Source organism: Undibacterium sp. Ji49W (genome assembly GCF_049340205.1).
Taxonomy (GTDB): domain Bacteria; phylum Pseudomonadota; class Gammaproteobacteria; order Burkholderiales; family Burkholderiaceae_D; genus Undibacterium.
On the sequence record NZ_JBMPOW010000007.1, the window covers coordinates 74,839 to 98,428 of the forward strand.

A 23,590-nucleotide genomic window follows, 5' to 3' on the forward strand; every position below is an offset into this window, starting at 1 on the left:
AGAGCTTTTTCATGGAATTAATTTCTTGTCACATCAATATGGATTTTTATTTGACCGTATACCTGGATGTAATTTTTGAAAAATCAAGCTACCAAGTGTGCGGCGCATGTCAGCCAACTCGATTGCGATGCACGCGAGCTCAAACGATGAAAAGACATATCTTTTCGTTGTGGTGTCAGCAGAAAAAATTCACCTGATGACATGTAAATGTTTAGCCACTGAAAACCAGTCTGTATTTGCGGACATGGATTCATTCGTATTTTGTGGCATATATTCATCGATTGAAATCTGTTGATCTTCCTTGTTCATTCCTGCCAAGGGAGAATCCATCAGTTTCTCGTTGGCCGCCTTCCTGGCCATGACGACATCAATTTGGCGTTTTTCCAGCGTCTCGATAAGGTAAGGGTAAAGAATGGATAGTTCAATTTTCTTTCCCTCAGGATGGGCAGGCTTCTTTTTCAGTCGTCTTTCGATGAAGCTAAAGTAACGATCAACTCTGCCAACTCTTTGCTCAAGATCGCCCGAGGTCCAGGCAACACCAAAATGCATGACACGATCACAGAACAAATGTAAATTGACGCCTTCACGCAACGTGTCGGTGCCAACCACTACGTATGGCAAGCCAGGCATATTAAATTGCCGAACCAGCCGTCTACGATCTCCGCCACCTCCTGTAATTGCCATCACCGGCTCCATCGCATACAGATATTCAAAACTTTCTTTGCCAGCCAATACATTCAGTTCCGCATGTTCAGCAAATGCGCTACGGAATATAAGGGCACGGTTTTCTATCCATTCCGTAAAAATTTCTCTTAATCTGATGGCATCTATGTCGTCACTCTTGAACCAGTTGACAAACTTTTCATCCATCAGACGTGAATTACCTGTTTTATCTGCAAAATACAAATCAATCACTGCATCAGATAACAGCAGATAGCGATACAGAACTGTTTTTAAGACTTGTCTTTCATAAATTAAATTTTCATCTCTGACACCAATACTGCCCGGCAGCGCGATGCCAAAACGCTCAGCGAAATTGTCTATGGAAGACCAGAATGAACTGAAATCGAGAATTGATTTGTCAGAAAAGCCCTTTTCCAAATGCGGGCTTTGATTATTAAGAGAGCTGGTAATTTCTTCCGAAAATATATTTGATAAGACCTTCTTCCAAAATGACGCGGTGTCTGTATCCAACCCAAATACTTCATTCGCAGATTGATTCAGGCAATGCCAAACGATGTACCTGTGCATCCTGCGCTTATAGCGCTTCTGGTTTTTGGTAGCAAAAACAAGCGCATCCTGCCATATCTCCGGGGGGATTTTTGCATATGCCTGCTCAAAAGTGACATTTCCTTCGAGGCATAATCGCAAGAACCAGTTTTCTTCAAAGAACATGGCATGTTTACCACCATCTTCGAAGGTGGACCTGAATCGGTGCAGCCAACCCTTTACCTGGCCGGCAAGGCGGAACTTGTTTTTAACTTTTTCATTTTTGATTTCTTCAATAATGCCGTTGCCCAGGTCGTGATCGTCTCCTGTCCCCATGTCGGTGTCATCGTCGCCAGCATTAAATGGGCCGTCGAATCCTATGTCCCAGTTAAGTTCCACACTCCATACGCGCTTGCAGCGTTGTTCAATCCCGGAGAGATAACTGGACATGATTCTGTCGCGAAGAGAATATACCGAACTAACCCTTCGGCAAAAAACCAGTGTTTTTTTGCCACCATGATTCTTGGTTTTTTCGGAGCCAAAAGCATTAACAGATATTTCCTCTGCCACCTTATCAATTTTGGGATGTGGCAGATGCCTGTTTCCAAAATACTTCTTGAAATCCGCAGAAAGTTTAGCAATAAAGCCTGTATCCGGCGCATCATCGGCTTGGTTGCGATGGTCTTTTTCAGAATAAAAATCAGCGACAGATGCATCGCCATCAGTTGTTCTGTCTCTGGATTTTTCAACTTTTCCTTGTGGAACAGAATCATCCAATGATTCAAATGAGGCCATGTAGCCAGCTTTGAAACGCCCGCCCTGGTTACTGTTTTCAACACTTGAGAGCACTTCAACCAGCTTCTTTTGAACCAAAGCAATTGTCAGGGTCGACAAGGCAGTATCGCAGGTAATAGCAAGTGATTTTTTATCGTCCTGACGATAATCGGATTTATGATAAATTTTTTCATCGACATGATATGTTCTGGGGCGCCGGATCATATATTCCGACAATTTTTTCAACAACTTTGAATAATTGTCGCTGGCTTCAAAAAGTCCGTCAGGAAGTATTTCACGAGACGTGTAGTGATTCAATACTGTTTTCAGGTTATCGATTCCTGAATGGGCGGGTGTTGCGCTCAGGAATAGCCAATTTTTTACTCTGTCTTTCAATAAAGTATGAAATATTTTGTTTGTTTGATTATCAGGATTTCTCAAGCACTGGGCTTCGTCAACAACGACCAGATCAAAAACAATTTGATCCTTGCTTAACTTTTCGTCGATCGCTTTGGCGACAGCCATATTCAAGTAATGGCTGTAATCATCGTTAATGACCGTAGGTACCTTGCCAGGTAAATGCATGCCTGGAATTTCATGCCAGTGTGTACGAAGTTGGTGCCACGCTTCCTGCAAATGGTCACCGGTGAAAAAAGCAGGGCGAGTAAAGCTGGTATGGCGCAACAAGGGAATGCTATTTTCAGATAAGTCGCTTTGCAGCCATTCGTAAAGATTGTCTTTTCTATCGAAAGAATCCGGAAGATAATCTGGATTTCCCTGGTAGATATTTTTTTTGAAATTCAAAAACTCGTTTGCCCATCCCTGCTGCACAATCTCTCTTGGGCTAATAACCAGAATTTTTGCCTTTGGGTTATTTTTTTTGAATAGGGCGATAACGCCAAGAGCCTGCATTGTTTTACCCAGACCAACCTCGTCTGCCAGATAGGCTACTTTTTTCTTCTTCAAGATATTACAAAGTGCTGCAACTCCTTCTGTTTGTAGAATAACCATCGCCTCACTGGGCTGAAAGTCGCTCTTCCCTGAGAAATCAAGCAGTGTTTTAACATCGTCGACGGTGACCAGTGTAACCATTATGCAGCGCTCCTGAACTGTTTTTCATACCAGCTCAAAAGTTCTGAAACGTCAATGGGTGTACCCTTGCTTAATTCATTTTCCATGTCATGCATTACCATCAATCGATATTCATCAATATTTTTCTGAAATTTTTTAATAAAGGAATGCAGTTTTTTTTCCTTGGAATTTTTCATCAAACGAATGCATTCGTTCAATACCAGATATTTTACTGATGTGCTATGAGCAGATTTGGTCATGGCAGAGCCAAGCGCTTTAACACTATCTGAACGCGACAGCAATAATTCAAGAATTTCTCCATCGCCAGAACTGGTAGCGAGTTTCTTTTCAATACCGGCAATCGCCCGGTAGAAATCATAAAAATCAAAAAATAGTGATTGCTCTTTATCGTCCTTCAAAACTAAATTTTCGTCTAAGGGATCATTGTCGCTCTCGCCATCACCGTCGGCATCACCTTTTTCTCCAGGCATAGGCTCATTGACTGTCCCCTGCAACCAGGATTGCAAAATCAGGTCTGTGGCCAGTGGTGTTATATATTCCCTCGTTGAATCTTCAAGGTTCAATTCAATAACAAAGCCACTCATTTCATCGCCGTCACCTGAAGAAAATGTATATTGCGATTTATCTAGTTTTCCGGATTTTTTGCCTTCTCTATGGGCTTCATCAATCATGATGTCGAAATCTGATAATTTTAATCTGATACTTTGCGCACCAGGATTCCCGGTTAATGACCAGCTATACTCGCCGGATTTCCAGTCATAAAAGACGACAACATAGTAAGGCAAAGGCTTGGGCGCATCGTCCGATGTGTTCTCTTCGGAAAAATCAATGTCGCTAGCTGGTCGGGTCGGCCAGTCAATTCCTTCATGCATGTCAAGCATCATGGACTCAACATTTCCAGAAATTTTCTTACCATCCTTTTTCCCCAGATTCCAAAAAAGACCAGGCCGGGAAAAGTTGCACGAACCGACTGCGCTGATGACACCTTTATCTGTGCCAAAACGGTAAAGTTTCAGGTGATGAAACCTTCCGGTTTCATGCTTCCAAAGTTCAAACGCAACATTGCCAGACCACGTTTTTGCTAACGCATCTTTGTCGCCTATTCCCAATCCAGTTTTCTTGGGGGAACTTAGTGGCAGGTAATCCATCACCAGGGAAATTTTTACATCGTCTGAAAAACTGGCTTTTTGCTCCAATAAATTGACGCATTCATTGACGCTGCCCCAATAAGGAGAGGCAACTTCAATCGTGTTAATTTCCTTCACGTCATCAAAGGCAAAATCCCAAAACGAGTCATGTAAGGGAGAGAAATAAAGCCGGAGATGATTCTTATCTTTCCAGGACGTGCCTTCGGGATCGACTAATGATCTTCTTTCTCTTATAGTTTCATTCATTAGCCTGATGGCCGCTGCCAAAGGATTATGAGCGCTTTTCTTGATAGAAAACTGTTGATTCAGCCAGCCTAAATACTGATCCATTGCAGACCAGGGCTGTTCATTTTTTGAATGAATCCAGGTGTCCGCCATGACCTCGCAGTTTTCGCCCCAACCAGACAGGCTTAGGTTTCCAGACAAGGTTGCGACGTAGATCCAGCTTTCTTCACTGGAATTAGTATCGGTTTTTTTTCTTTTACCTATGATGAATATATTTTTCGCATGAAACAAGCTACCGGGAATAAACACCGGATAGTGGGTGTAGCGATATGCCTTGCCACTGTGTTTAGCCACGGAAGGGTCATAAATCACACCGACAGAAGTTTTGGTCAGGGCTTTGTGCACTTCGCGCGATCGGACCGGTCTGCTATCGTCGTTATCCATACCAAATAACGCGGGCAGTACATTTTCTTCAAAAAAATCGCCATTAAAATTAAACGTGCTAAATAGTGCCACATCAATTGAATCAAAAAGCGCGCATACCTCAAGCAGACGGCTTCTTATGGTGTATTTTGAACCCGGCTTCATTTCTTTACTCCTGCGCCAGCAAACTGGCCCACTAGATTAAAAAGTGAATCCAGATAATAATAATTTCGCCATGCAGTCATTGGGTGCAATTGATTTTCTGTTGGTTGATACCGTGGCACTATGATGTCGAATTTCCCGTTTTCTTTAATCGATATCCACGGTTTGGTATTACGTAATTTACATACATTTTCATGCATGTTGATGACGCTCTCTATCAATGTCCGCTTGCTTGAAAAATTCAACTCATCAAGCAGTATTTTTCGTTTGTATGCAAGGCTGGTTGGCGGAAAAGTTCCTGAATCATCGAATTTTTTACGGGCCAGATGCAAGGCCTCCAAATTAACTGGCAGCTTGTTTCCTGCGTCTTCAGGACTTGTTGACTCCATACTGCACAACCAGTCAAATATAGATTCAATCGCTGCAATAAAGCGCTCGCAATCAATGATGCCTTGACAGACCTTGGTCAGTTCAGGAACAGAGTCTTTTGCTTGTTCAAGAAATGACTCAGGCAAGAATGGGGCGGATGCGTGTTGCCGCATCAGCGTCACAATGGCAGATGTAGCGGCAGGGTCTTTTGGTGCCAGAAAGGGTTGATGGATTAATTTCGCGAACGGATTATGTTTAATAATTTCAGACAATCCATAAACTACTTGGTGGCTAGATCGCTCGGCAATCTGTACTCCTTCGGTGGACTGGTGTTTGATTTCCCTGATGAGGTAATCAAATAGTCGTTTGATCACCTTCGATTGATCTTTGATACCTTCAATAATATGAGAATCCACAGCACTATTTTTATTAATAAGGCCGGCACTCTCCGCTGCGTTGCGGTAAATTCCCCATACACCGTTTTGCAGTTGCCCGCCTAAAAGATGATGTTCAGGTTTTAACCCGATGATAAGGGCGCTGCTTCGTGCTAACCGCCGACTGCCAGGCAGATGCCAAGGTGTCGCATTCAACGTGCAAGCCCTGGCAAATGCCTGTTCTACCAAAATAAAATATGTCGTCAAATTTTTGACGGGCTGATTGTAAGTTTTGGCAAAGTCAGGCCACCATGCAAGTGCTGCAAGCAATATATGAAACCCATTCAGATGCCTGCTGGCGCCCGTTAAGTGCGGCACCAGGTCTCTTGCGCGATACTGCCATATAGGAAGAATGCCAAGCGGATCCCGGCCACTGACAGGACGCAGCAAATCTTTGTCTGACTCAGTTATTACATAGAACATTGGTACATCTCTTTAAAATGTAAAACTCCACCAATCGATGTCGCGAGGTGCTGGAGTTTTGAGGTTGATGAAATAACTGATAACTCAACCGGTGTGATGCGGTTGTGTGAGTCATACCGATATGACTTTATGCCCTGACATGAATTAGACAACAGTCATGTTCTTATAGGTTGTTTTTAATCAGTTTTTATCAGATTTTCGTAAGCAGTCAGTTCAAGAAAAACTCAAAGGCACACATTCTTCCACCAGCGTAGCGTCGACGATGCCGGTGCTGAGCAGGTTGCAGTAGGCGCAGGCGACGGGGATGTCGCTGCCGCCAGGGGGGCTGGTGTCGTTGCTGGGTGGGGCGAGATTGGCGGCGGTTTGTGCCTGTGCCACGGTATAGGGGGCGGCAGGTGCGCTGGGCAGGGACAGGGTGCTGACCTGGCTGCCATAGCTCATCAGGTAACCGACGGCAGCGGCGCCGGTGCGGTTGACGCCGGAATCGCAATGGATGTAGATGATGGCGTTGCTGATGCTGGTCAGGCTGGCTGGGGCATTGGGCAGCGCTGCCACATTGCTGGTCAGGGCGTGGTGGATGGCGCAGATCAGGCCGGTGAAATTAAAGTCGGTCTGGTCGGCACCGATGGAGCTGGCAGGTGATACTGGCCAGGCTTCACCGGCCTGGGTGGGCGCTATGCCGCCTATTGCCAGGATGGGCCAGTACACCATCATGCCCGGGTTGGCTGTATTGCTTGATGGGATGTAGACAGGGTAGGGGCCGGATTCGCCATTCAAGGTTGGCGGGGTATTGGTGAACCAGGTCATTTCGGTATCGACGATGCCTTGATCTTTTGTGTCTGACGCAAAGCCGATCAGACAAAAATCGATGACCACAGGGTTGCTGGAGAGGCTGATGCCGGCGGCCTTTGCCGCCGCAAAATTAGCGTCTTGTGCGATAGCCTGAGTTAACTCTGCGATGCCAAAGCCTGGTGTGCCGAAGCATGCGCTGCCGCGTATCAATACATTGTTGTTGGTGGTGTCGTAGTCCAGCAGGCGTACTGAACCTGCGATGAAGCTGCCGTTGCCATGCATGCTTTGCACGGTGCTTTCCAGTTCTCTTTCCATTAGGCTGTCCATTCTTATCCTCGCTATGTGATGGTTGAAGAAGTCTTTGCGCCTGGCCGTCCTGTGCATGGGCACGGGCAAAATACGGCTGTTGTCTTCTTGGTATATCAAATTGCGTGCCAGATATTTTTCCGGGGAAATTGGCTTTTTTCGCTGTTGTCAGCGTGAAATAAACTACTTTTTACATGCGGGGTCATGTGTTGACATGTCAATGGAAGCTCTTTACACAAGGGGAGAGCTAATCCAGATATTTCTCGAACAGTTTCGCCAGCACGCCCTGGTTGTCCAACTGGACGATGGCGGCGCGCAGTTTTTTTGCATCGTCGGCAGCCACGGTTTTGGATACCAGCATGTAGAACTGTTCTTTGAGCATGACCTTGGGCAGCAGCTTGACCTTGCCTTCCAGGCCAGCCTTGCGGATTTCGGTGACGATGCCGGGTGAGCGATGGCAATAAAAACGGCCACGGTTGGCCAGCAGTTTATTCAGATTCGATTTGGATGAGACTGCGGTTGAATCGACCTGTAGGCCACCCATGCCGCGCAGGATATCGCTGATGGCAAAATTGTGCATGGACAGAATGATGCCGTCATTGCCCAGCTTGCGGATGTCGTCCCAGTCATTGACTTTGACGTCATCATCGGCCCGCACGACCAGCAGGTAATTGACGGAGAATAAGGCGGGACTGATATAGTCGTATTTGAGGGCGCGTTCTTTGGTGTACAGCAAACCGCAGACGACATCGTCTGGTCCGCCATAGACGCGGGCCAGCGGCAGCCAGTTTTGGTCGCCCACGAATTTAAGTCCAGGCTCTATCGCTTCGATGGCGCGAAATACGTCTACGCAAAAACCTCCTACGCTGGTTTTGCCGCCGTCTTGTTTGGCGATGAATTTGGGTTCGGATGCTTCTTGTGCTGCGGTGCGCAAGATGCTTTGTGCGCTGGCCGGGGAAGGGGTACACAGGATGAGGGCTGCCAGCAGCAGAAGTAATCCTTCCCGGGCGAAATCGGCTAGGCGATGCACGTGGTCTCCCCAGTTTGTCCTGACGCTGGATGGCGCAGTGCAAAAACGGCTTGCCTGCGGCAGTCTTTTTTGCATTGTACTACCGGGATGGAGATACGTCGCGGATCAAGTGCTTATCTTGCAATGTGTTGCAAAAGCGTACAAAAGTGTAAGGAGCCGTGTAGTGGTTGTAATGGGAACGGAGAGCGGGGGAGGAAATAGGCAGAAATGAGGTAGAGTCCCAGCACCGGGATCACTGCTGCAATCCCGGTGCTGGCACTATGCAATGCAGGGTCAGGCTGTCCAGCCTATGTATTCAATACCGTTTTGTATCGCTGCGATGACCAGTGCCTGGTTTTCAGCGCTTTCACAAAAGCTGGCCAGTGCGCCGGCAGCGCTGATTTTGCCCGTATCGAGGGAATTAAGCCAATAATCAAAACCAGCTTTGTCAGGTGCGCGGTGCAGCACATTCTGGTAAAAATTGGTGATCAGGGTGGTGTTGCTGGGGTTTTTGCCATACAGTTTTTGAAATTCTGGCGATGAAAAGAAGCCAGATGCCACCGTGGTCAGGCTGGAGCCATTCGACATATCATTGATCCAGTAACCCAGGCCAGCCAGATCGGGTTTGCGATCAAAGGCTGCCTGGTACAGGCGGTAAGCCTGGCCCGCAATGCCTGCTGTTTCAAACGACAGGAAGTGGTCGTCAAACTTGATCAGTTCAATGTTTTTGAGAAGATCGGTACCTTCTGCACCGGTCTTGTCCCTGACGATGTAGTCATTGCCGGATTTGGTCACGGTGTAATTGCTGATATTACCGGCACACTGCACCAGGTCTCTACCATCGGCACCATCTATCGTGTCATTGCCGTAACCACCTGACATCCAGTTGGCGTAAGAGCTACCGGTGATGTAGGTGCCAGTGCTGCCATAGATGCGGATGTTTTCCACAAAGCTGTAGTTGGCTAGCGAAGTATTGAAATTCACCCAGACGGTGTCTACGCCTTCGGCACTGTTTTCATACACCTTGTCTGCAATGGTATCAAGGACGTAGACATCATCGCCGGTGCCACCGACAAAGATATCGTTGCCACTGCGGGTACCTTCATCCCAGTCGAAAAGGTCATTGCCGGCGCCGCCTATCAGTGTGTCATTGCCATCACCGCCATTCATGCTGTCGTTGCCGTCGCCGCCATTGATGCTGTCATTGCCACCCATGCCATCTATTCCGTCATTGCCGGCCCCGCCATAAATGACATTCGCCAGATCATTGCCAAAGATGACGTCGGCCTTGGCCGAGCCGATGGCGTTTTCGTATTCGCCATAAAACCAGCGCAGACTGACGGGGCTACCGCCATAGACGATGGTGTTGGCACCGTCGTACAGGCTCATCGCTACCCCCACCAGATGGCTGGCACCTGTGATGGTAGTACCCATATTGAAGTAAGCACCATTGCTGTACAGCGACAGGTCTACTGTATCAATGCCGCCCTTGTCAAAATAGGTGCGATAGCCGTCTGTGCCTACTTGCAGAGTGTCATCGCTGACACCGCTGGTACCACGGCCTTCGCCATAGGCCTGTTGCAGGGCAATGACATCGAGGATCATTGGTGTGTAGGCATGCAGGGTCGCAGAATAATTCTGGTCATCATACGACATGATGGAGAAGTATTCCTTGTACATGTCCGCCGCACTATTGATCTTGAAGCCCAGTTTGTCGAACCCCAGATACTGTGTCGCCGCATAATCGGCACTGATGACTGGTGTTCCATTTGCATAGCTGATGTGCGGGTGTGACAAGCCCAATGAATGTCCCAGTTCATGCATCAGGGTCTGGGTGGCACGGCTGTAGGGGCTCAGGGAATAATCGCCCTGAAATTCTTCCGCAGCTTCGTTGAGGAAGATGTCGCCGGCAGAACCGGTATACCCCAGAATTTTGTCGGTGCTGCCACCGGACTTGCCGGCAAAGCTGACATCTGTGCGATAAATCCAGTTGATATTGATGTCGGTGACGTTGGAGCGGCCTACGTCTTCCGGGTTGGCAATGGTGCTGGTACTGGTGTACTCATAGTTGACAGCCTTGGTGAAGGACAGGTTGACGAACTGTGCATACACATCCGTTGCCAGGTCTATGTTGTTGAGCTGTGTCGTGGTCCATACGTATTCGTTCGGACCATTGGTATAGATACCGCTGTTGAACCGTGAATAGTCTTTGTCCGAATAGTAATTGGCATAGCTGAAATCGTCCGACACGCTGATGCGTATCGTGCCAGCCAGGATGTAATTGGTAATGCCAAACGCATCAAAATTGAACATCGCCTTGGTGATGGTCGTGCTTGGATAATAGGGTATGTATGAGGCCATGACGGATGTCTGATTATTGTTAATGGTGATGTGTTTGCCAGCTATTCTGAAAACGGCAATGGAGGTGTTTTGGTTGACAAGGAAATATCCCTGTCGTTTTTTATTCTCGCCACATTTCCACCATGATAAGCAATAAACACCAATCGTAGTTATGATTTTTAGGGATGCCCTGTGTTTATCCCGCCAGCCATGCTTAAATCGCGGCAAGGATAAATTGCTTTTATGATGTTTGACGCTTTTTTATGACTCAGGACTTTATGCATAAATTGATAGGGCACGCTTTATTGAGCTTGAGCCTGGCGGGCATGGGCAATGCAGTGTTTGCTGCGGAGCAGGGCAGTGATGCCCCGAGTGCTTTAGTGAACACGCAACCTGCGCCGGTATTAAAAAACCTGGCGGCTTTTCCGATTGGTGTTGCGGTCAGTGCCGGGGATGAAAGGCGTAGCCTGTTCAGGAAGACCGATCAACAGGCGCTGATCAATCAGCAGTTCAACAGCCTGGTGGCGGGCAATATCATGAAGATGCGCTACCTGCATCCGGCGGAAGACCTGTTTACTTTTGATGATGCTGATGCACTCGCCAATTATGCCAAAGAGCACGGCATGATCCTGCACGGCCATGCGCTGGTATGGCACCCGGATTATCAGGTGCCGGCCTGGATGAAAAACTACCATGGCGACTGGGATGCCATGCTCAAGAACCATGTCGGACAGATCGCCAGGCATTTTGCCGGACGGGTCGCCAGCTGGGATGTCGCCAATGAAGTGATAGACGAAAACGTCCCGGCAGCTTACCGGCCATCGCTGTTTTATCAGAAAATGGGCAAGTCTTACATAGAAAAAGCTTTTATTGCTGCACATGCCGCAGACCCGGCTGCTGATTTGTATTACAACGATTTCAATACCGAATCCGTGCAATCCAAGCTTGATTTCATGCTGGGCATGATTGATGACTTCAAGGCGCGGCAGATTCCTATTCATGGCATCGGTTTCCAGATGCATGTCGATGTTGATTACCCCAGTATTGCGCAGATACGCAAATCCTTCAGGGCGGTGGCTGACCGTGGCCTGAAGGTGAGGATTTCTGAACTGGATGTCGCAGTCAACAAACACAAAAATCTCAAGTCCCTGACGCCTGCCGTGGCCATGGCACAAAAAGCCCGCTACAAGGAAATTGTCACGGCGTATCTGGAGGAGGTGCCGGCAGCGCAGCGCGGCGGCATTACCGTCTGGGGTTTGGTTGATGGTGAAAGCTGGCTCAGCGGTTTCCACAAACGGGCAGAATGGCCTTTGTTGTTCAAGGATGATTACACCACCAAGCCAGCTTTTGATGGTGTGGTCGAAGCCCTTACGGGCCAATAGAAACCATCAAGGTATTCAGTCTGCTTTGCGAAACTGCAAGCTCAGTACTAGCGGCACGGCGATCGCATAGACTGCTACCACAGATAACCAGATTGCCCCTGGCCATTGTTCCCGGACGACGAAGTAAAAGCTCGAGAATGCCAGCGGGGCGATGATGGATGCCAGGCTGACGACCGACGCCAGCACACCCTGAAACCGGCCCTGCTGGTTTTCATCGACAAGACGGGTGGCAAGGGACTGCAATGCTGGGACGCCGATACCGCCAAGTACAAACACCGGCATGACCGCAAATACCATCCAGCCTTGTCTGGCAAACGCCATCACGACCAGGGCGATGCATGTGCCTGCGATGCCGGTCAGGATAGTGCCGCGTTCTCCCAGCAGTTTTACCGCGGGGCCAGGCAGGAAAGCCTGCGCCAGTGACTGGCACACACCATAGGTGCCCAGCGACAGACCTATCCACAGGCCGTTCCAGCCAAATACATCATTGCCCCAAAGTGCCCAGCAGGTGCCATACACTTCACCCGTGGCACTCAAGAGGAAAAAGATGATGATCACGGGCGCCAGGTTTTTCATGGCAAATACCGAGCGTAATGGCCGTAGCGGATTCAGCACTGCCAAATCCAGCTTTTCATGATCTTCACGATCTGGCGCGCGTGACTCTGGCAATACAAACAATGCCAGCAGCAGATTACCCGCATTGAGCAGCGCCGCAGCGATGAAGGGCAGTCGCAGCCAGTAATCGCCCAATACACCACCCAATACTGGGCCGATGATAAAGCCGGCGCCAAACACTGCATTGAACAGGCCAAAGCGCCTGGCCCGCTGGTCTTCTGGCGAAATGTCGGTGATATACGCCATGGCAACCGACATGTTGGCGCTGGTCAGCCCGGCAATGGCGCGGCCCAGCAGCAGCATCCAGAGTTGCGGTGCGAAGGCCATCACCACGTAGTTGATGGTCGCCCCGGCGAGCGAGATCAGCAGTACAGGCCGGCGGCCAAGACGATCACTCAATGCGCCAAGGACAGGTGCGAAAATGAACTGCATCACCGCATACAGCGCAGTCATGATGCCGATATAGGATGCGACATTGTCGCCATGCGTGACCTCTGCCAGCAGTCGCGGCAGGATGGGAAAGATCAACCCTATACCGACTGCATCAAGACCAATGGCAGCGAAGATGACGGTCAGTGCCTTGTTCATGGTTGACCTCCCGGATGGCGTGATCTGGGCGATGGTCTTGGGTGATCTGGCAGAGGCGAGCTTGCGCCTTCATTGATCAACGCAGTGGTGAACGGCAATCCAGATAGTATGGCTATTTTGATAATAATATCAGTTTGATTTAACATGTACTTAATCCATAAATATACTCAGTACATATAAGATATGCTATCATTCGCTGCATGTCAAATCCAACCGATCTTCGATCCCGCAAGCGTCTGGCCATGCGTCAGGGCATCTCCAATGCCGCTACCCAGCTCTTTCAGGAGCGGGGCTTTGATCATGTGACCGTGGATGACATAGCAGCAGCAGCCGACGTGGGACGGATGACGGTGTTCAATCACTTTCCGCGTAAAGAAGACATGTTCTTTGATCGCGATGAGGAGGGGCGCGAAGTGCTGCGCGAAGCCTTGCGCCAGCGTGATCCCCACATTTCGCCGCTTGAGACCTTGCGCCTGCTGGCGCACAAGCTGGTTGCGGAAGAGAGTCCTTATGTGCGGTTTGCTGCCGGAGCGCCCGGTTTTATCTCTGCCGCTAGCCAGGGTTTTATAGAGACGATAGAAGGCAGTGAAACCCTCAAGGCACGCGCCAGGGCAATCCGTGACGAGATCGCCCGTGTCGTTGCGGTGGCTCTGGCCGAATCCGTCAAGCGGGAACCCGGTGACCCGGACGCTGAACTGGCAGCCGGTCTGCTGTTGGCAACCTGGACCGTGGCCCTGATCCAGGCGCACCTGTGCTTCCGTCAAAAGCAGGACGCAGACGAAGCGAAAGCCATCTTTCTGGCGCTGGTAGACAAGGGCAGCGCAGGCATACAGGCTGCACTTGCAGGTACGCCTTACGTCTGATCAGGCGCCGGTGGCAAAACTGCGTTTTCCGTAAAACGGTGAAGCCGCAGAATTCAGCGCGCGTGTTTCCTCGCATCCCCAACATAAGCTATGTGACTTCTCCTGGCCTGCGTAGGGGCTTTCTTGCACGTAATCATGATTCACATTGGTGAGTTTCATAATTGTGAATGATCCCGATACCAGCGAGTATACGTACCAGCCTATCAATAAATATCGAGGACACCGGCTGACTGCTTCATACCGATAGACAAGCAGTCGACCTTCCTGCCAGCAGCAATCCGCAGGAAACTCTAAAGCGAAGAGCAAGGTGATCCAAAAAAATCGCTATACGGGAGACTATGATGAACAACACGTCCGGCATATCCTATTTGCCGCATGATTATAAAGAAGCTGTGCTGCTGGGTCGCGTATGGCGTGCCGGCAAGATCAATGGGCCTTGCGTGGTCGTCGTGCGCCAGGGCGAAGTAGTCGATATTACCACCCAGGTACAGACCGTTGCCGATCTGCTGGAAAAAGATCAGTTGCTGGACTTTGTCCTGTCCGCCAAAGGCGAATCGCTGGGCGACGTGCAGACCCTGATTGGTCAATCCCTGCACCGTCAGGCAGATTCCGCCCCCCCCTGTTTGCTGGCCCCCTGTGACCTGCAAGCCATCAAGGCCTGTGGCGTGACCTTTGCTGTCAGTCTTCTGGAAAGAGTCATCGAAGAACAGGCCGCTGGCGATGCGGCAGCAGCAGATAGCTTGCGTGCAGCCATGCAGGCCAGTATAGGCACCGATCTGTCGCGTATACGGCCTGGTTCTGACGTGGCAGAAAAACTCAAGCAGGATCTGATCAGCCGTGGTGCCTGGTCGCAATACATGGAAGTTGGCATTGGCCCCGACGCCGAAGTATTTTCCAAATCGCAGCCCATGTCCGCTGTCGGTTTTGGTGCCGATGTTGGCATCCACCCCGACTCCAAATGGAATAACCCTGAGCCAGAAATCGTCCTGGCCGTCAACAGCCGTGCACAAGTCCTTGGTGCGACGCTAGGTAATGATGTCAACCTGCGTGATATCGAAGGACGCAGCGCCTTGTTGCTGGGCAAGGCCAAGGACAATAACGGCTCTTGCGCGATAGGCCCGTTTATCCGCCTGTTTGACAGCCACTTCACGATCGATACCATACGCCAGGCCGAAGTGCGCTTGCTGATAGAAGGGCAAGATGATGATTTCAGGCTGGACGGCATCAGCATGATGCGCGAAATCAGCCGCGATCCGCTGGATCTGGTCAGCCAGGTCTGTGGCAGCACCCATCAGTATCCGGACGGTTTCATGCTATTTCTGGGCACCATGTTTTCGCCCATCAAGGACAGGGACGCCGCCGGCAGCGGATTTACCCACCATACCGGCGACAGGGTCAGCATTGCCAGCCCGTCTTTAGGTGCTTTGGTGAACCATGTACAGTATAGTGATGTGATTGCGCCCTGGATCTTTGGAGTACGCGCCCTGTATCGCAACCTGGCCGTGCGCGGAATTGCCCATGGCCTGACGCAGGGTGACACTTCAGGTGCGCTATGAGTGATAGCAATAGTATGAGCAATAGTGTGAGCAATAGCGCAGACAGACAACAGATTCCGGTGGTCAGCCACCATCCCAAATCGCACAATGAAAGAACAGCGATGATTTATGCAAGTTACCCGAATTTAGCCGGGAAAAGAGTAGTCGTGACAGGTGGCGGTACCGGCATTGGTGCTGCCATCGTGGATGCTTTTTGTAAGCAGGGTGCCCAGGTGTTTTTTCTGGATATCGCCGACGAAGCGTCACAGGCACTGGAAAAAAGCCTGGTGCAGTCAGCCAAACCACCCAGATTCATGCATTGCGACCTGACAGACCTGGATGCCGTAGCGAAGGTGTTTGCTGACATAGAGCGCGAATATGGTGCCGTCGAGATTTTGATCAACAATGCTGCCAATGATGACCGTCATCAGGTGCAGAATGTGACGCCGGCCTATTGGGACGACAGCTTTGCCGTGAACTTGCGTCACCAGTTTTTTTGTGCCCAGGCCGTGGCCCCGGGTATGAAAGCCCTGGGTGGAGGTGTTATCCTTAACTTTGGCTCCATCTCCTGGCATCTTGCCCTTGGCAATCTCAGCCTGTATATGACAGCCAAGGCAGCGATAGAAGGCCTGACCCGTGGTCTGGCGCGTGATTTGGGGCCAGATGGCATACGTGTCAACTGCATCATCCCCGGTTCTGTACGTACCCCGCGCCAGATGGCGCTGTGGCACACGCCGGAAGAAGAAGCGCAGATACTGGCCGCCCAGTGCCTGCACGAAAGGGTGGAAACTGAAGATGTCGCCGCCCTGACTTTGTTTTTGGCCTCTGACAACGCTGCGCGTTGTTCAGGACGTGATTATTTTGTGGACGCAGGATGGTACGGCGCATGATATTGGATCAGTCTCACTGCATTTGGGAAGTGGCTACGCACCTGGGTGAAGGCCCGGTGTGGCACGCGGGCGAAAAAGCACTCTATTTTGTGGATATCAAAAGCCGTAAAATCCATCGCTGTGCAGAGGATGGTTCGGCCCGCCAGAGCTGGGATGCGCCCGACCAGATTGGCTTTATCCTGCCCATTCAGAACGAGTATGGTAATTTCATATGCGGCTTGCCGGGCAAGCTGGTGCGCTTTTCCAGCAGCACCGGCAGTTTCACAACCATGCTGGAAGTGGAAACCGCTCAACCTGGCAACCGCCTTAATGACGGCTATATCGATAGCCAGGGTTGCCTGTGGTTTGGTTCCATGGACGATGGCGAAAAAGCGCCCAGCGGTTCCTTGTATAGACTGAACACACTCGCTGATTTGCAGGCGAAGGACCATGATTACATCATCACCAATGGCCCCTGCATGAGCCCGGACGGCAAGCTGTTTTACCACACCGACACCTTGCGCAAGAAGATTTATGCCTTTGATGTAACACCTGATGGCAATCTGTCCGGCAAGCGTGTGTTTGCCGACATTACCAATGGTGGCCACCCGGATGGCACCGTGGTCGATGCAGAAGGCTGCCTGTGGGTAGCAATTTTTGCCGGTAACCGGGTGGAACGTTATTCCCCCACAGGTGAGATCGTCCAGGTCATCAGCTTCCCGTGTTCAAACATCACCAAGGTCTGCTTTGGCGGCGATGATTTGCGTACCGTCTTTGTAACTACCGCCTGGAAAGGCATGTCGGCAGAAAGACGTGAACAGCAGCCACTGGCTGGCGGCCTGTTTTCTTTCCGTGTGGACGTGCCCGGTCTGCCACAATATCAGTTCAGTGAGCATGCATCATGATGTTTGAAAACAGCAAGGCACGTCGTTTTCGCTCGCAAGACTGGTTTGATAATCCCGATCATATCGACATGACGGCGCTGTATCTGGAGCGCTTCATGAACTATGGCATCACCCCTGACGAATTGCGTTCTGGCCGCCCCATCATCGGCATAGCCCAGAGCGGCAGCGACATCAGCCCCTGCAACCGCATTCATCTGGAACTGGCGAAGCGGGTGCGCGATGGCATCCGGGATGCCGGTGGTATTGCGATGGAATTTCCGCTGCATCCGATTTTTGAAAACTGCCGCCGGCCAACCGCAGCGATAGACCGTAACCTGGCGTATATGGGGCTGGTTGAAATCCTGCATGCCTATCCTATCGACGCCGTGGTGCTGACCACAGGTTGCGACAAGACCACGCCAGCCCAGATCATGGCGGCATCGACGGTGGATATCCCAGCCATTGTCCTGTCTGGTGGCCCCATGCTGGATGGCTGGATGGATGGTGAACTGGTCGGTTCCGGTGCTGCCATCTGGAAAGGTCGCCGACAACTGGCCGCAGGCGATATCGACGAAGAAAAATTCTTGCAGATAGCGGCGGCATCCGCGCCATCGGCAGGTCATTGCAATACCATGGGTACCGCATCCACCATGAACGCCCTGGCCGAAGCCCTGGGCATGTCATTGACCGGTTGTTCAGCCATCCCCGCACCTTACCGCGAGCGTGGACAGATTGCGTATGAAACAGGCCGTCGTATTGTTGAAATGGCGTATCAGGACATTCGTCCATCCAGTATTCTGACGCGTGATGCCTTCCTGGACGCCATCGTGGTCAATGCCGCGATAGGTGGTTCCACCAATGCACAGCCACATATCATGGCCATGGCCAGGCACGCCCATGTAGAGCTGCATTCAGATGACTGGATGGCGCATGGTCATGACATCCCGCTGATATTGAACATGCAGCCAGCCGGCAAGTTTCTGGGCGAGCGTTTCCACCGTGCCGGTGGCGTGCCCGCCATCATGTGGGAACTGCTGCAAGCCGGCAAACTGCGTGCCGACCGTCTCACCGTTACCGGCAAGACCATGCAAGCGAATCTGGATGGCCGGCAAACGAATGACCGTGAAGTCATCTACCCGTATGCGGCACCGCTGAAACAGCAGGCTGGTTTCATGGTGCTGAAGGGTAATCTGTTTGACTTCGCCATCATGAAAACCAGCGTGATCTCACCCGCATTTCGCGAACGTTATCTGAGCAAGGCCGGGCAGGAAAACATCTTTGAATGCAGGGCCGTGGTCTTTGATGGTTCTGGCGATTACCATGCCCGCATCAATGACCCGTCGCTGAATATTGATGAAGACAGCATCCTGGTGATACGTGGTGCCGGCCCTGTGGGCTGGCCCGGTTCGGCTGAAGTCGTGAACATGCAACCGCCGGATGCGCTGTTGAAGCGCGGCATACTGAACCTGCCTACACTGGGCGATGGCCGGCAATCCGGCACGTCGGATAGCCCATCCATCCTGAACGCCTCGCCTGAAAGCGCGGTTGGTGGTGGCCTGGCCTATATCCGCACCGGTGACACCATACGCATCAACCTGAATACGGGGCGTTGCGACATGCTGATCACGCCGGAAACACTGGAAAGCCGCAAGGCCGAAGGCATACCGGCCTATCCGGCCAGTCAGACGCCTTGGCAAGAGATTTATCGTTCTACCGTAGGGCAGCTGGAAACCGGTGCCTGTATGGAACTGGCTGTGCCTTACATCGGTATAGGCAATACTTTGCCACGCCATAACCACTAGGTTAGGACTTATGCAAAATTGTTCCAGCAAGGCTATCGCTTTAGGAAACCTCCCTTGCAAGGGAGGTTCGTTGGGTCGGCAGACAATATATTGTCTGAAACCCCGACTTCACCGCGGCGACGAAGACAGTACTTTAGTACGCGGCTCCTAGGAGAGGAGCCGCAACGCAGTTGGGGCAGTTTTGCATAAGTCCTATAAGTTTTACAAGTAGATTTATAAAAATAGCAGTCAACAACCGGAAGCAACAATACTGAATATACATAAAAACTTAAAGCAATAATAAATGGGATGAGCAATGCGAATACCCATGCTTTAATCCAACAGGAGACAAAACAATGAATACAAAAGTAAAAGCCGCTATCCTCAGCGTGATGCTGGCCCTGGGCAGCAGCATGGCTGGCAGTGCTTATGCCGATGCAAAGAATCCGAAAATCGGCTTTTCCATCGATGATCTGCGGGTAGAGCGCTGGGTCAGGGACAGGGATTTCTTTAGCGCAGAAGCAGAAAAGCTCGGTGCAAAGGTGTTTGTGCAATCTGCAGATGCCAGCGAGCAGCGCCAGATTTCCCAGATAGAAAACCTGATCTCGCGTGGAGTCGATGTATTGGTCATCGTACCTTACAACGCCACGGTATTGAATAATGCCATCCGCGAAGCCAAAAAAGCCAATATCAAGGTCGTATCCTATGACCGCCTGATCCTCAATGCTGATATCGATGCCTATATCTCTTTCGACAATGCCAAAGTCGGTGAAATGCAGGCCGAAGGCCTGGTGCAACTGAAACCGAAAGGCAATTACTATTTACTGGGTGGCGCACCGACCGACAATAACGCCAAGATCTTGCGTGAAGGCCAGATGAAAATCTTGCAGCCGCTGATCGACAAAGGCGATATCAAAGTGGTCGGCAAACAGTGGGTGAAAGACTGGAGCGCTTCTGAAGCCATGTCCATCGTCGAAAATGCCCTGACTGCGAATAACAACAAGATTGATGCCATCGTTGCTTCCAACGACGGTACTGCCGGTGGTGCCATACAGGCCCTGGCCTCACAAAAACTCAGTGGCAAAGTGCCAGTGTCCGGGCAAGATGCTGACCTGGCAGCCGTCAAACGTGTGATGGCCGGTACCCAGGCCATGACCGTGTATAAGCCATTGAAGCTGATTGCCTCAGAAGCGGCCAAGCTGGCCGTGCAACTGGTACGCAATGAAAAGCCTGCCTACAATTCCCAGTACGATAACGGCCTCAAAAAAGTCAATACGCTGCTGTTGAAACCTGTCCCGCTGACCAAGGCAAATGTGAACCTGCTGGTGGAAGAGGGTTTCTATACCAAGGCGCAACTGTCCGCTAACTGAAATTGATTTTAGTCGTCATGGTAGTGGTAGCCAGCAATTGCTGGTTGCCAGTACCAGCTTCGCCTGCCTTGCTCGTGTGCAGGGCTGATTTATAGTTTGCTCCAGGATGCCCCCGGGAAAATTAGCATGTCTGAATATTTGCTCGAAATGAAAGGCATCGTCAAAGAATTTGGCGGTGTGCGTGCTTTAAACGGTATTGACATCAAGGTCAGGGCTGGTGAATGCATAGGCCTGTGCGGTGAAAACGGGGCTGGCAAATCCACCCTGATGAAGGTCTTGTCCGGCGTCTACCCGCATGGTACCTGGGATGGTGAAATTCTGTGGGAAGGTCAGCCGCTGAAGGCGCAGTCCATTCGTGATACCGAATCGGCAGGCATCATCATCATCCATCAGGAACTGATGCTGGTCCCCGAATTGTCTGTTGCTGAAAACATGTTCCTGGGGAATGAAATCACCTTGCCAGGTGGCCGCATGGATTATGCTGCCATGAACAAGCGCGCCGAAGAATTGCTGCGTGAACTGAATATACCCGAAGTCAATGTGGTACTGCCGGTCAAGAATTATGGTGGCGGCCACCAGCAATTGATAGAAATTGCCAAGGCGCTCAACAAGCAAGCGAAGCTGCTGATACTGGATGAACCTTCATCGTCGCTGACTGCATCAGAAATCACGGTCTTGCTCGATATTATCCGCGCCTTGAAGGCCAAGGGCGTGACCTGTATTTATATCTCACACAAGCTCGATGAAGTCGAAGCCATCTGCGACACCATTGTCGTCATACGTGATGGCCAGCATATTGCTACAACACCGATGGTCGCTATGAGCGCAGAACGCATCATCGCCCAGATGGTGGGGCGTGAAATGAACCAGCTCTATCCCAAGCAAGAACATGCCATAGGCGAAGTGGTGTTTGAAGCACGCAATGTCACCTGTTATGACACCGAAAACCCGCAACGCAAGCGTGTCGATAACATTTCATTCACCTTGCGCCAGGGTGAAATTCTGGGTATCGCTGGTCTGGTCGGCGCTGGCCGTACTGAACTGGTGTCGGCACTGTTTGGTGCTTACCCTGGTGAATATGAAGCCGAAGTCTGGCTCAATGGCAGCAAGCTCGATAGCAGTAGTCCGCTGAAGTCCATACGCGCTGGCCTGGCCATGGTGCCGGAAGACCGCAAGCAGCATGGCATCGTACCGGATCTGGATGTGGGGCAGAACATGAGCCTGAGCGTCTTGCATGAATTTGCCCGTATGAGCCGCATCGACAAGGAAGCGGAACTGAAGACCATACGCACAGAAATCGCCAGCATGACCCTGAAAACCGCCAGCCCGTTTTTGCCGATTACCAGCCTGTCTGGTGGTAACCAGCAAAAAGCGGTGCTGTCGAAGATGCTGCTGACCAAACCGAAGATTTTGATACTCGATGAGCCGACGCGCGGTGTCGATGTCGGTGCCAAGTATGAAATCTACAAACTGATGTTTGAACTGGTGAAGCAGGGCATGTCCATCATCATGGTGTCATCTGAACTGGCGGAAGTGCTGGGTATTTCTGACCGTGTATTGGTGATAGGCGAAGGCAAACTGCGCGGCAATTTCATCAACAAGGATTTGACGCAGGAAACCCTGCTGGCGGCGGCACTGGATCAAGGTCATGCGCTGGCGTCCAACCAAACAAGCCAGGCACATCAATTAAGCCCTGTGCTATGACCACCCATCTGATGCCATTCATCGCTATCGGTAAAAATTAATATGAAAAACCTGAATATCAAACAGCTGTTCACCCAATACAAAATGCTGGCCCTGCTGATCGCCATCGTGCTGATCTGGGCTTTTTTCAGCTGGAAAACTGAAGGCGGTTTTATTACCCCGCGCAATCTGTCCAATCTGATGCGGCAAATGTCGATTACCGGCATCGTTGCCTGTGGCATGGCGCTGGTGATTATCGCTGGCGAAATTGATCTGTCTGTTGGTTCACTGCTGGGTTTGCTGGGCGGTGTGGCAGCGGTGCTGGATGTAACCCATCATTTGCCGTTGCCAGTCAACCTGATGCTGGTGCTGGCCCTGGGTTTGCTGATAGGCCTGTTCAATGGCTACCTGACTGCCTACATGAAGATACCGTCTTTCATTGTCGGTCTGGGTGGCATGCTGGCATATCGCGGTATCGTGCTGGGTGTGACTGGCGGCACCACGGTAGCGCCAGTGTCCGCTGACATGGTGTATCTGGGCCAGGGTTATCTGTCGGCGACGACCGGTGTCTTGCTGGGCATAGCCCTGTTTGCACTGGCAGTCTTTTTGACCTGGCAGCAACGCAACAAGCGCGCACAGCATGGGCTGGATGTCGCCCCTCTGTGGCGTGACGGCATCAAAATCGCTGCGATTGCGGCAGTGCTGCTGGCCTTTGTGATGACCTTCAACAGCTACGAAGGCATCCCCTTGCCGGTGCTGTTACTGCTGGTGTTGCTGGGCATCTTCAGCTACATGACCACGCAAACCGTATTTGGCCGCAGGATTTATGCCGTGGGCAGCAACATGGAAGCCACCCGCCTGTCGGGCATCAATGTGAATGCCATCAAGCTGTGGATATTCGGCATCATGGGTTTGATGTGCGCGCTGGCTGGCCTCATCAATACAGCCCGTCTGGCGGCTGGTTCGCCTTCTGCCGGTACCTCGGGCGAGCTGGATGCGATTGCTGCCTGCTTTATCGGCGGTACCTCCATGCGCGGCGGTTCTGGCACGGTGTATGGTGCCCTGATTGGTGCGCTGGTCATGGCCAGCCTGGATAACGGCATGTCCATGCTGGACGTGGATACCTACTGGCAAATGATCGTCAAAGGCTGCATTTTGACGCTGGCTGTATGGGTGGATGTGAGTACCCGTTCGGCCAGACGATAGTTTTTCAAGTTCCCTTCCGGGTCCGGCAAGGTTCGCCTTGCCTTGCAAGGCGGTTTCTATGAAGCCGCCTTTTTTTATTGCTGAAGCAAAGCTGGCCATAGTTAACAT

General features: G+C 50.9%; 16 protein-coding genes. 9 read left to right on the top strand and 7 right to left on the bottom strand.

Annotation, left to right across the window (positions count from 1 at the left end; all coding sequences use genetic code 11):
* Positions 1–189: 189 nt before the first annotated feature.
* From ACO0LK_RS10320 to ACO0LK_RS10345, 6 genes are all read right to left on the bottom strand, one after another.
* A complete protein-coding gene (locus ACO0LK_RS10320) occupies positions 190–3,075 on the bottom strand; it encodes an SNF2-related protein (RefSeq protein ID WP_422974717.1) in 2,886 nt (961 codons plus the stop codon).
* Complete coding sequence (locus tag ACO0LK_RS10325; RefSeq protein WP_422974719.1) at positions 3,075–5,036, bottom strand: hypothetical protein; 1,962 nt, start codon at positions 5,034–5,036, stop codon at positions 3,075–3,077. Before ACO0LK_RS10325 ends, ACO0LK_RS10320 begins: the two co-directional genes overlap by 1 nt.
* Positions 5,033–6,259 (bottom strand): hypothetical protein, encoded by a 1,227-nt coding sequence (locus ACO0LK_RS10330; protein WP_422974721.1) that lies wholly within the window; start codon positions 6,257–6,259, stop codon positions 5,033–5,035. Before ACO0LK_RS10330 ends, ACO0LK_RS10325 begins: the two co-directional genes overlap by 4 nt.
* 213 nt (positions 6,260–6,472) lie before the next feature.
* Positions 6,473–7,378, bottom strand: coding sequence for a hypothetical protein (locus ACO0LK_RS10335; protein WP_422974723.1), 906 nt, complete (start codon positions 7,376–7,378; stop codon positions 6,473–6,475).
* Between the two features lie 226 nt (positions 7,379–7,604).
* A complete protein-coding gene (locus ACO0LK_RS10340) occupies positions 7,605–8,387 on the bottom strand; it encodes a substrate-binding periplasmic protein (protein WP_422974725.1) in 783 nt (260 codons plus the stop codon).
* A gap of 273 nt (positions 8,388–8,660) precedes the next feature.
* On the bottom strand, positions 8,661–10,727 hold the full coding sequence (locus tag ACO0LK_RS10345; RefSeq protein ID WP_422974727.1) for a DUF4214 domain-containing protein: 2,067 nt from the start codon (positions 10,725–10,727) through the stop codon (positions 8,661–8,663).
* Positions 10,728–10,984: 257 nt separating this feature from the next.
* Here ACO0LK_RS10345 and ACO0LK_RS10350 point away from each other — a divergent pair, with 257 nt between their 5' ends.
* A complete protein-coding gene (locus ACO0LK_RS10350; protein ID WP_422974729.1) occupies positions 10,985–12,088 on the top strand; it encodes an endo-1,4-beta-xylanase in 1,104 nt (367 codons plus the stop codon).
* A 15-nt stretch (positions 12,089–12,103) separates the two neighbouring features.
* Here the strand turns inward: ACO0LK_RS10350 and ACO0LK_RS10355 are convergent, their stop codons facing one another.
* On the bottom strand, positions 12,104–13,291 hold the full coding sequence (locus ACO0LK_RS10355; protein ID WP_422974731.1) for a TCR/Tet family MFS transporter: 1,188 nt from the start codon (positions 13,289–13,291) through the stop codon (positions 12,104–12,106).
* 200 nt (positions 13,292–13,491) lie between these two features.
* On the opposite strand from ACO0LK_RS10355, the gene ACO0LK_RS10360 reads away from it, so the two are divergent.
* From ACO0LK_RS10360 to ACO0LK_RS10395, 8 genes are all read left to right on the top strand, one after another.
* On the top strand, positions 13,492–14,154 hold the full coding sequence (locus ACO0LK_RS10360) for a TetR/AcrR family transcriptional regulator (protein ID WP_422974733.1): 663 nt from the start codon (positions 13,492–13,494) through the stop codon (positions 14,152–14,154).
* A 341-nt stretch (positions 14,155–14,495) separates the two neighbouring features.
* On the top strand, positions 14,496–15,710 hold the full coding sequence (locus tag ACO0LK_RS10365) for a fumarylacetoacetate hydrolase family protein (protein WP_422974735.1): 1,215 nt from the start codon (positions 14,496–14,498) through the stop codon (positions 15,708–15,710).
* Between the two features lie 101 nt (positions 15,711–15,811).
* Positions 15,812–16,579 carry an SDR family NAD(P)-dependent oxidoreductase gene (locus ACO0LK_RS10370; RefSeq protein ID WP_186948473.1) on the top strand — a complete coding sequence of 256 codons (768 nt, stop codon included), beginning with the start codon at positions 15,812–15,814 and terminating at the stop codon, positions 16,577–16,579.
* A complete protein-coding gene (locus tag ACO0LK_RS10375) occupies positions 16,576–17,463 on the top strand; it encodes an SMP-30/gluconolactonase/LRE family protein (RefSeq protein WP_422974737.1) in 888 nt (295 codons plus the stop codon). The genes ACO0LK_RS10370 and ACO0LK_RS10375 overlap by 4 nt, the downstream gene beginning before the upstream one ends.
* On the top strand, positions 17,460–19,244 hold the full coding sequence (locus ACO0LK_RS10380; RefSeq protein WP_422974739.1) for an IlvD/Edd family dehydratase: 1,785 nt from the start codon (positions 17,460–17,462) through the stop codon (positions 19,242–19,244). The genes ACO0LK_RS10375 and ACO0LK_RS10380 overlap by 4 nt, the downstream gene beginning before the upstream one ends.
* 335 nt (positions 19,245–19,579) lie before the next feature.
* Positions 19,580–20,593 (top strand): D-xylose ABC transporter substrate-binding protein, encoded by a 1,014-nt coding sequence (gene xylF, locus ACO0LK_RS10385; protein WP_422974741.1) that lies wholly within the window; start codon positions 19,580–19,582, stop codon positions 20,591–20,593.
* 126 nt (positions 20,594–20,719) lie between these two features.
* On the top strand, positions 20,720–22,297 hold the full coding sequence (gene xylG, locus ACO0LK_RS10390) for a D-xylose ABC transporter ATP-binding protein (RefSeq protein WP_422974743.1): 1,578 nt from the start codon (positions 20,720–20,722) through the stop codon (positions 22,295–22,297).
* A 42-nt stretch (positions 22,298–22,339) separates the two neighbouring features.
* On the top strand, positions 22,340–23,482 hold the full coding sequence (locus ACO0LK_RS10395; RefSeq protein ID WP_186948309.1) for a sugar ABC transporter permease: 1,143 nt from the start codon (positions 22,340–22,342) through the stop codon (positions 23,480–23,482).
* Positions 23,483–23,590 lie beyond the last annotated feature (108 nt).

Bases quoted from the DNA above. Each gene is read 5' to 3' on its own strand.
- ACO0LK_RS10330 (WP_422974721.1), bottom strand. From the start codon at position 6,259: ATGTTCTATGTAATAACTGAGTCAGACAAAGATTTGCTGCGTCCTGTC.
- ACO0LK_RS10325 (WP_422974719.1), bottom strand. From the start codon at position 5,036: ATGAAGCCGGGTTCAAAATACACCATAAGAAGCCGTCTGCTTGAGGTA.
- xylG (WP_422974743.1), top strand. From the start codon at position 20,720: ATGTCTGAATATTTGCTCGAAATGAAAGGCATCGTCAAAGAATTTGGC.
- ACO0LK_RS10380 (WP_422974739.1), top strand. From the start codon at position 17,460: ATGATGTTTGAAAACAGCAAGGCACGTCGTTTTCGCTCGCAAGACTGG.
- ACO0LK_RS10360 (WP_422974733.1), top strand. From the start codon at position 13,492: ATGTCAAATCCAACCGATCTTCGATCCCGCAAGCGTCTGGCCATGCGT.
- ACO0LK_RS10345 (WP_422974727.1), bottom strand. From the start codon at position 10,727: ATGGCCTCATACATACCCTATTATCCAAGCACGACCATCACCAAGGCG.
- ACO0LK_RS10335 (WP_422974723.1), bottom strand. From the start codon at position 7,378: ATGGACAGCCTAATGGAAAGAGAACTGGAAAGCACCGTGCAAAGCATG.
- ACO0LK_RS10370 (WP_186948473.1), top strand. From the start codon at position 15,812: ATGATTTATGCAAGTTACCCGAATTTAGCCGGGAAAAGAGTAGTCGTG.
- ACO0LK_RS10320 (WP_422974717.1), bottom strand. From the start codon at position 3,075: ATGGTTACACTGGTCACCGTCGACGATGTTAAAACACTGCTTGATTTC.
- xylF (WP_422974741.1), top strand. From the start codon at position 19,580: ATGAATACAAAAGTAAAAGCCGCTATCCTCAGCGTGATGCTGGCCCTG.
- ACO0LK_RS10350 (WP_422974729.1), top strand. From the start codon at position 10,985: ATGCATAAATTGATAGGGCACGCTTTATTGAGCTTGAGCCTGGCGGGC.
- ACO0LK_RS10365 (WP_422974735.1), top strand. From the start codon at position 14,496: ATGAACAACACGTCCGGCATATCCTATTTGCCGCATGATTATAAAGAA.
- ACO0LK_RS10395 (WP_186948309.1), top strand. From the start codon at position 22,340: ATGAAAAACCTGAATATCAAACAGCTGTTCACCCAATACAAAATGCTG.
- ACO0LK_RS10375 (WP_422974737.1), top strand. From the start codon at position 16,576: ATGATATTGGATCAGTCTCACTGCATTTGGGAAGTGGCTACGCACCTG.
- ACO0LK_RS10355 (WP_422974731.1), bottom strand. From the start codon at position 13,291: ATGAACAAGGCACTGACCGTCATCTTCGCTGCCATTGGTCTTGATGCA.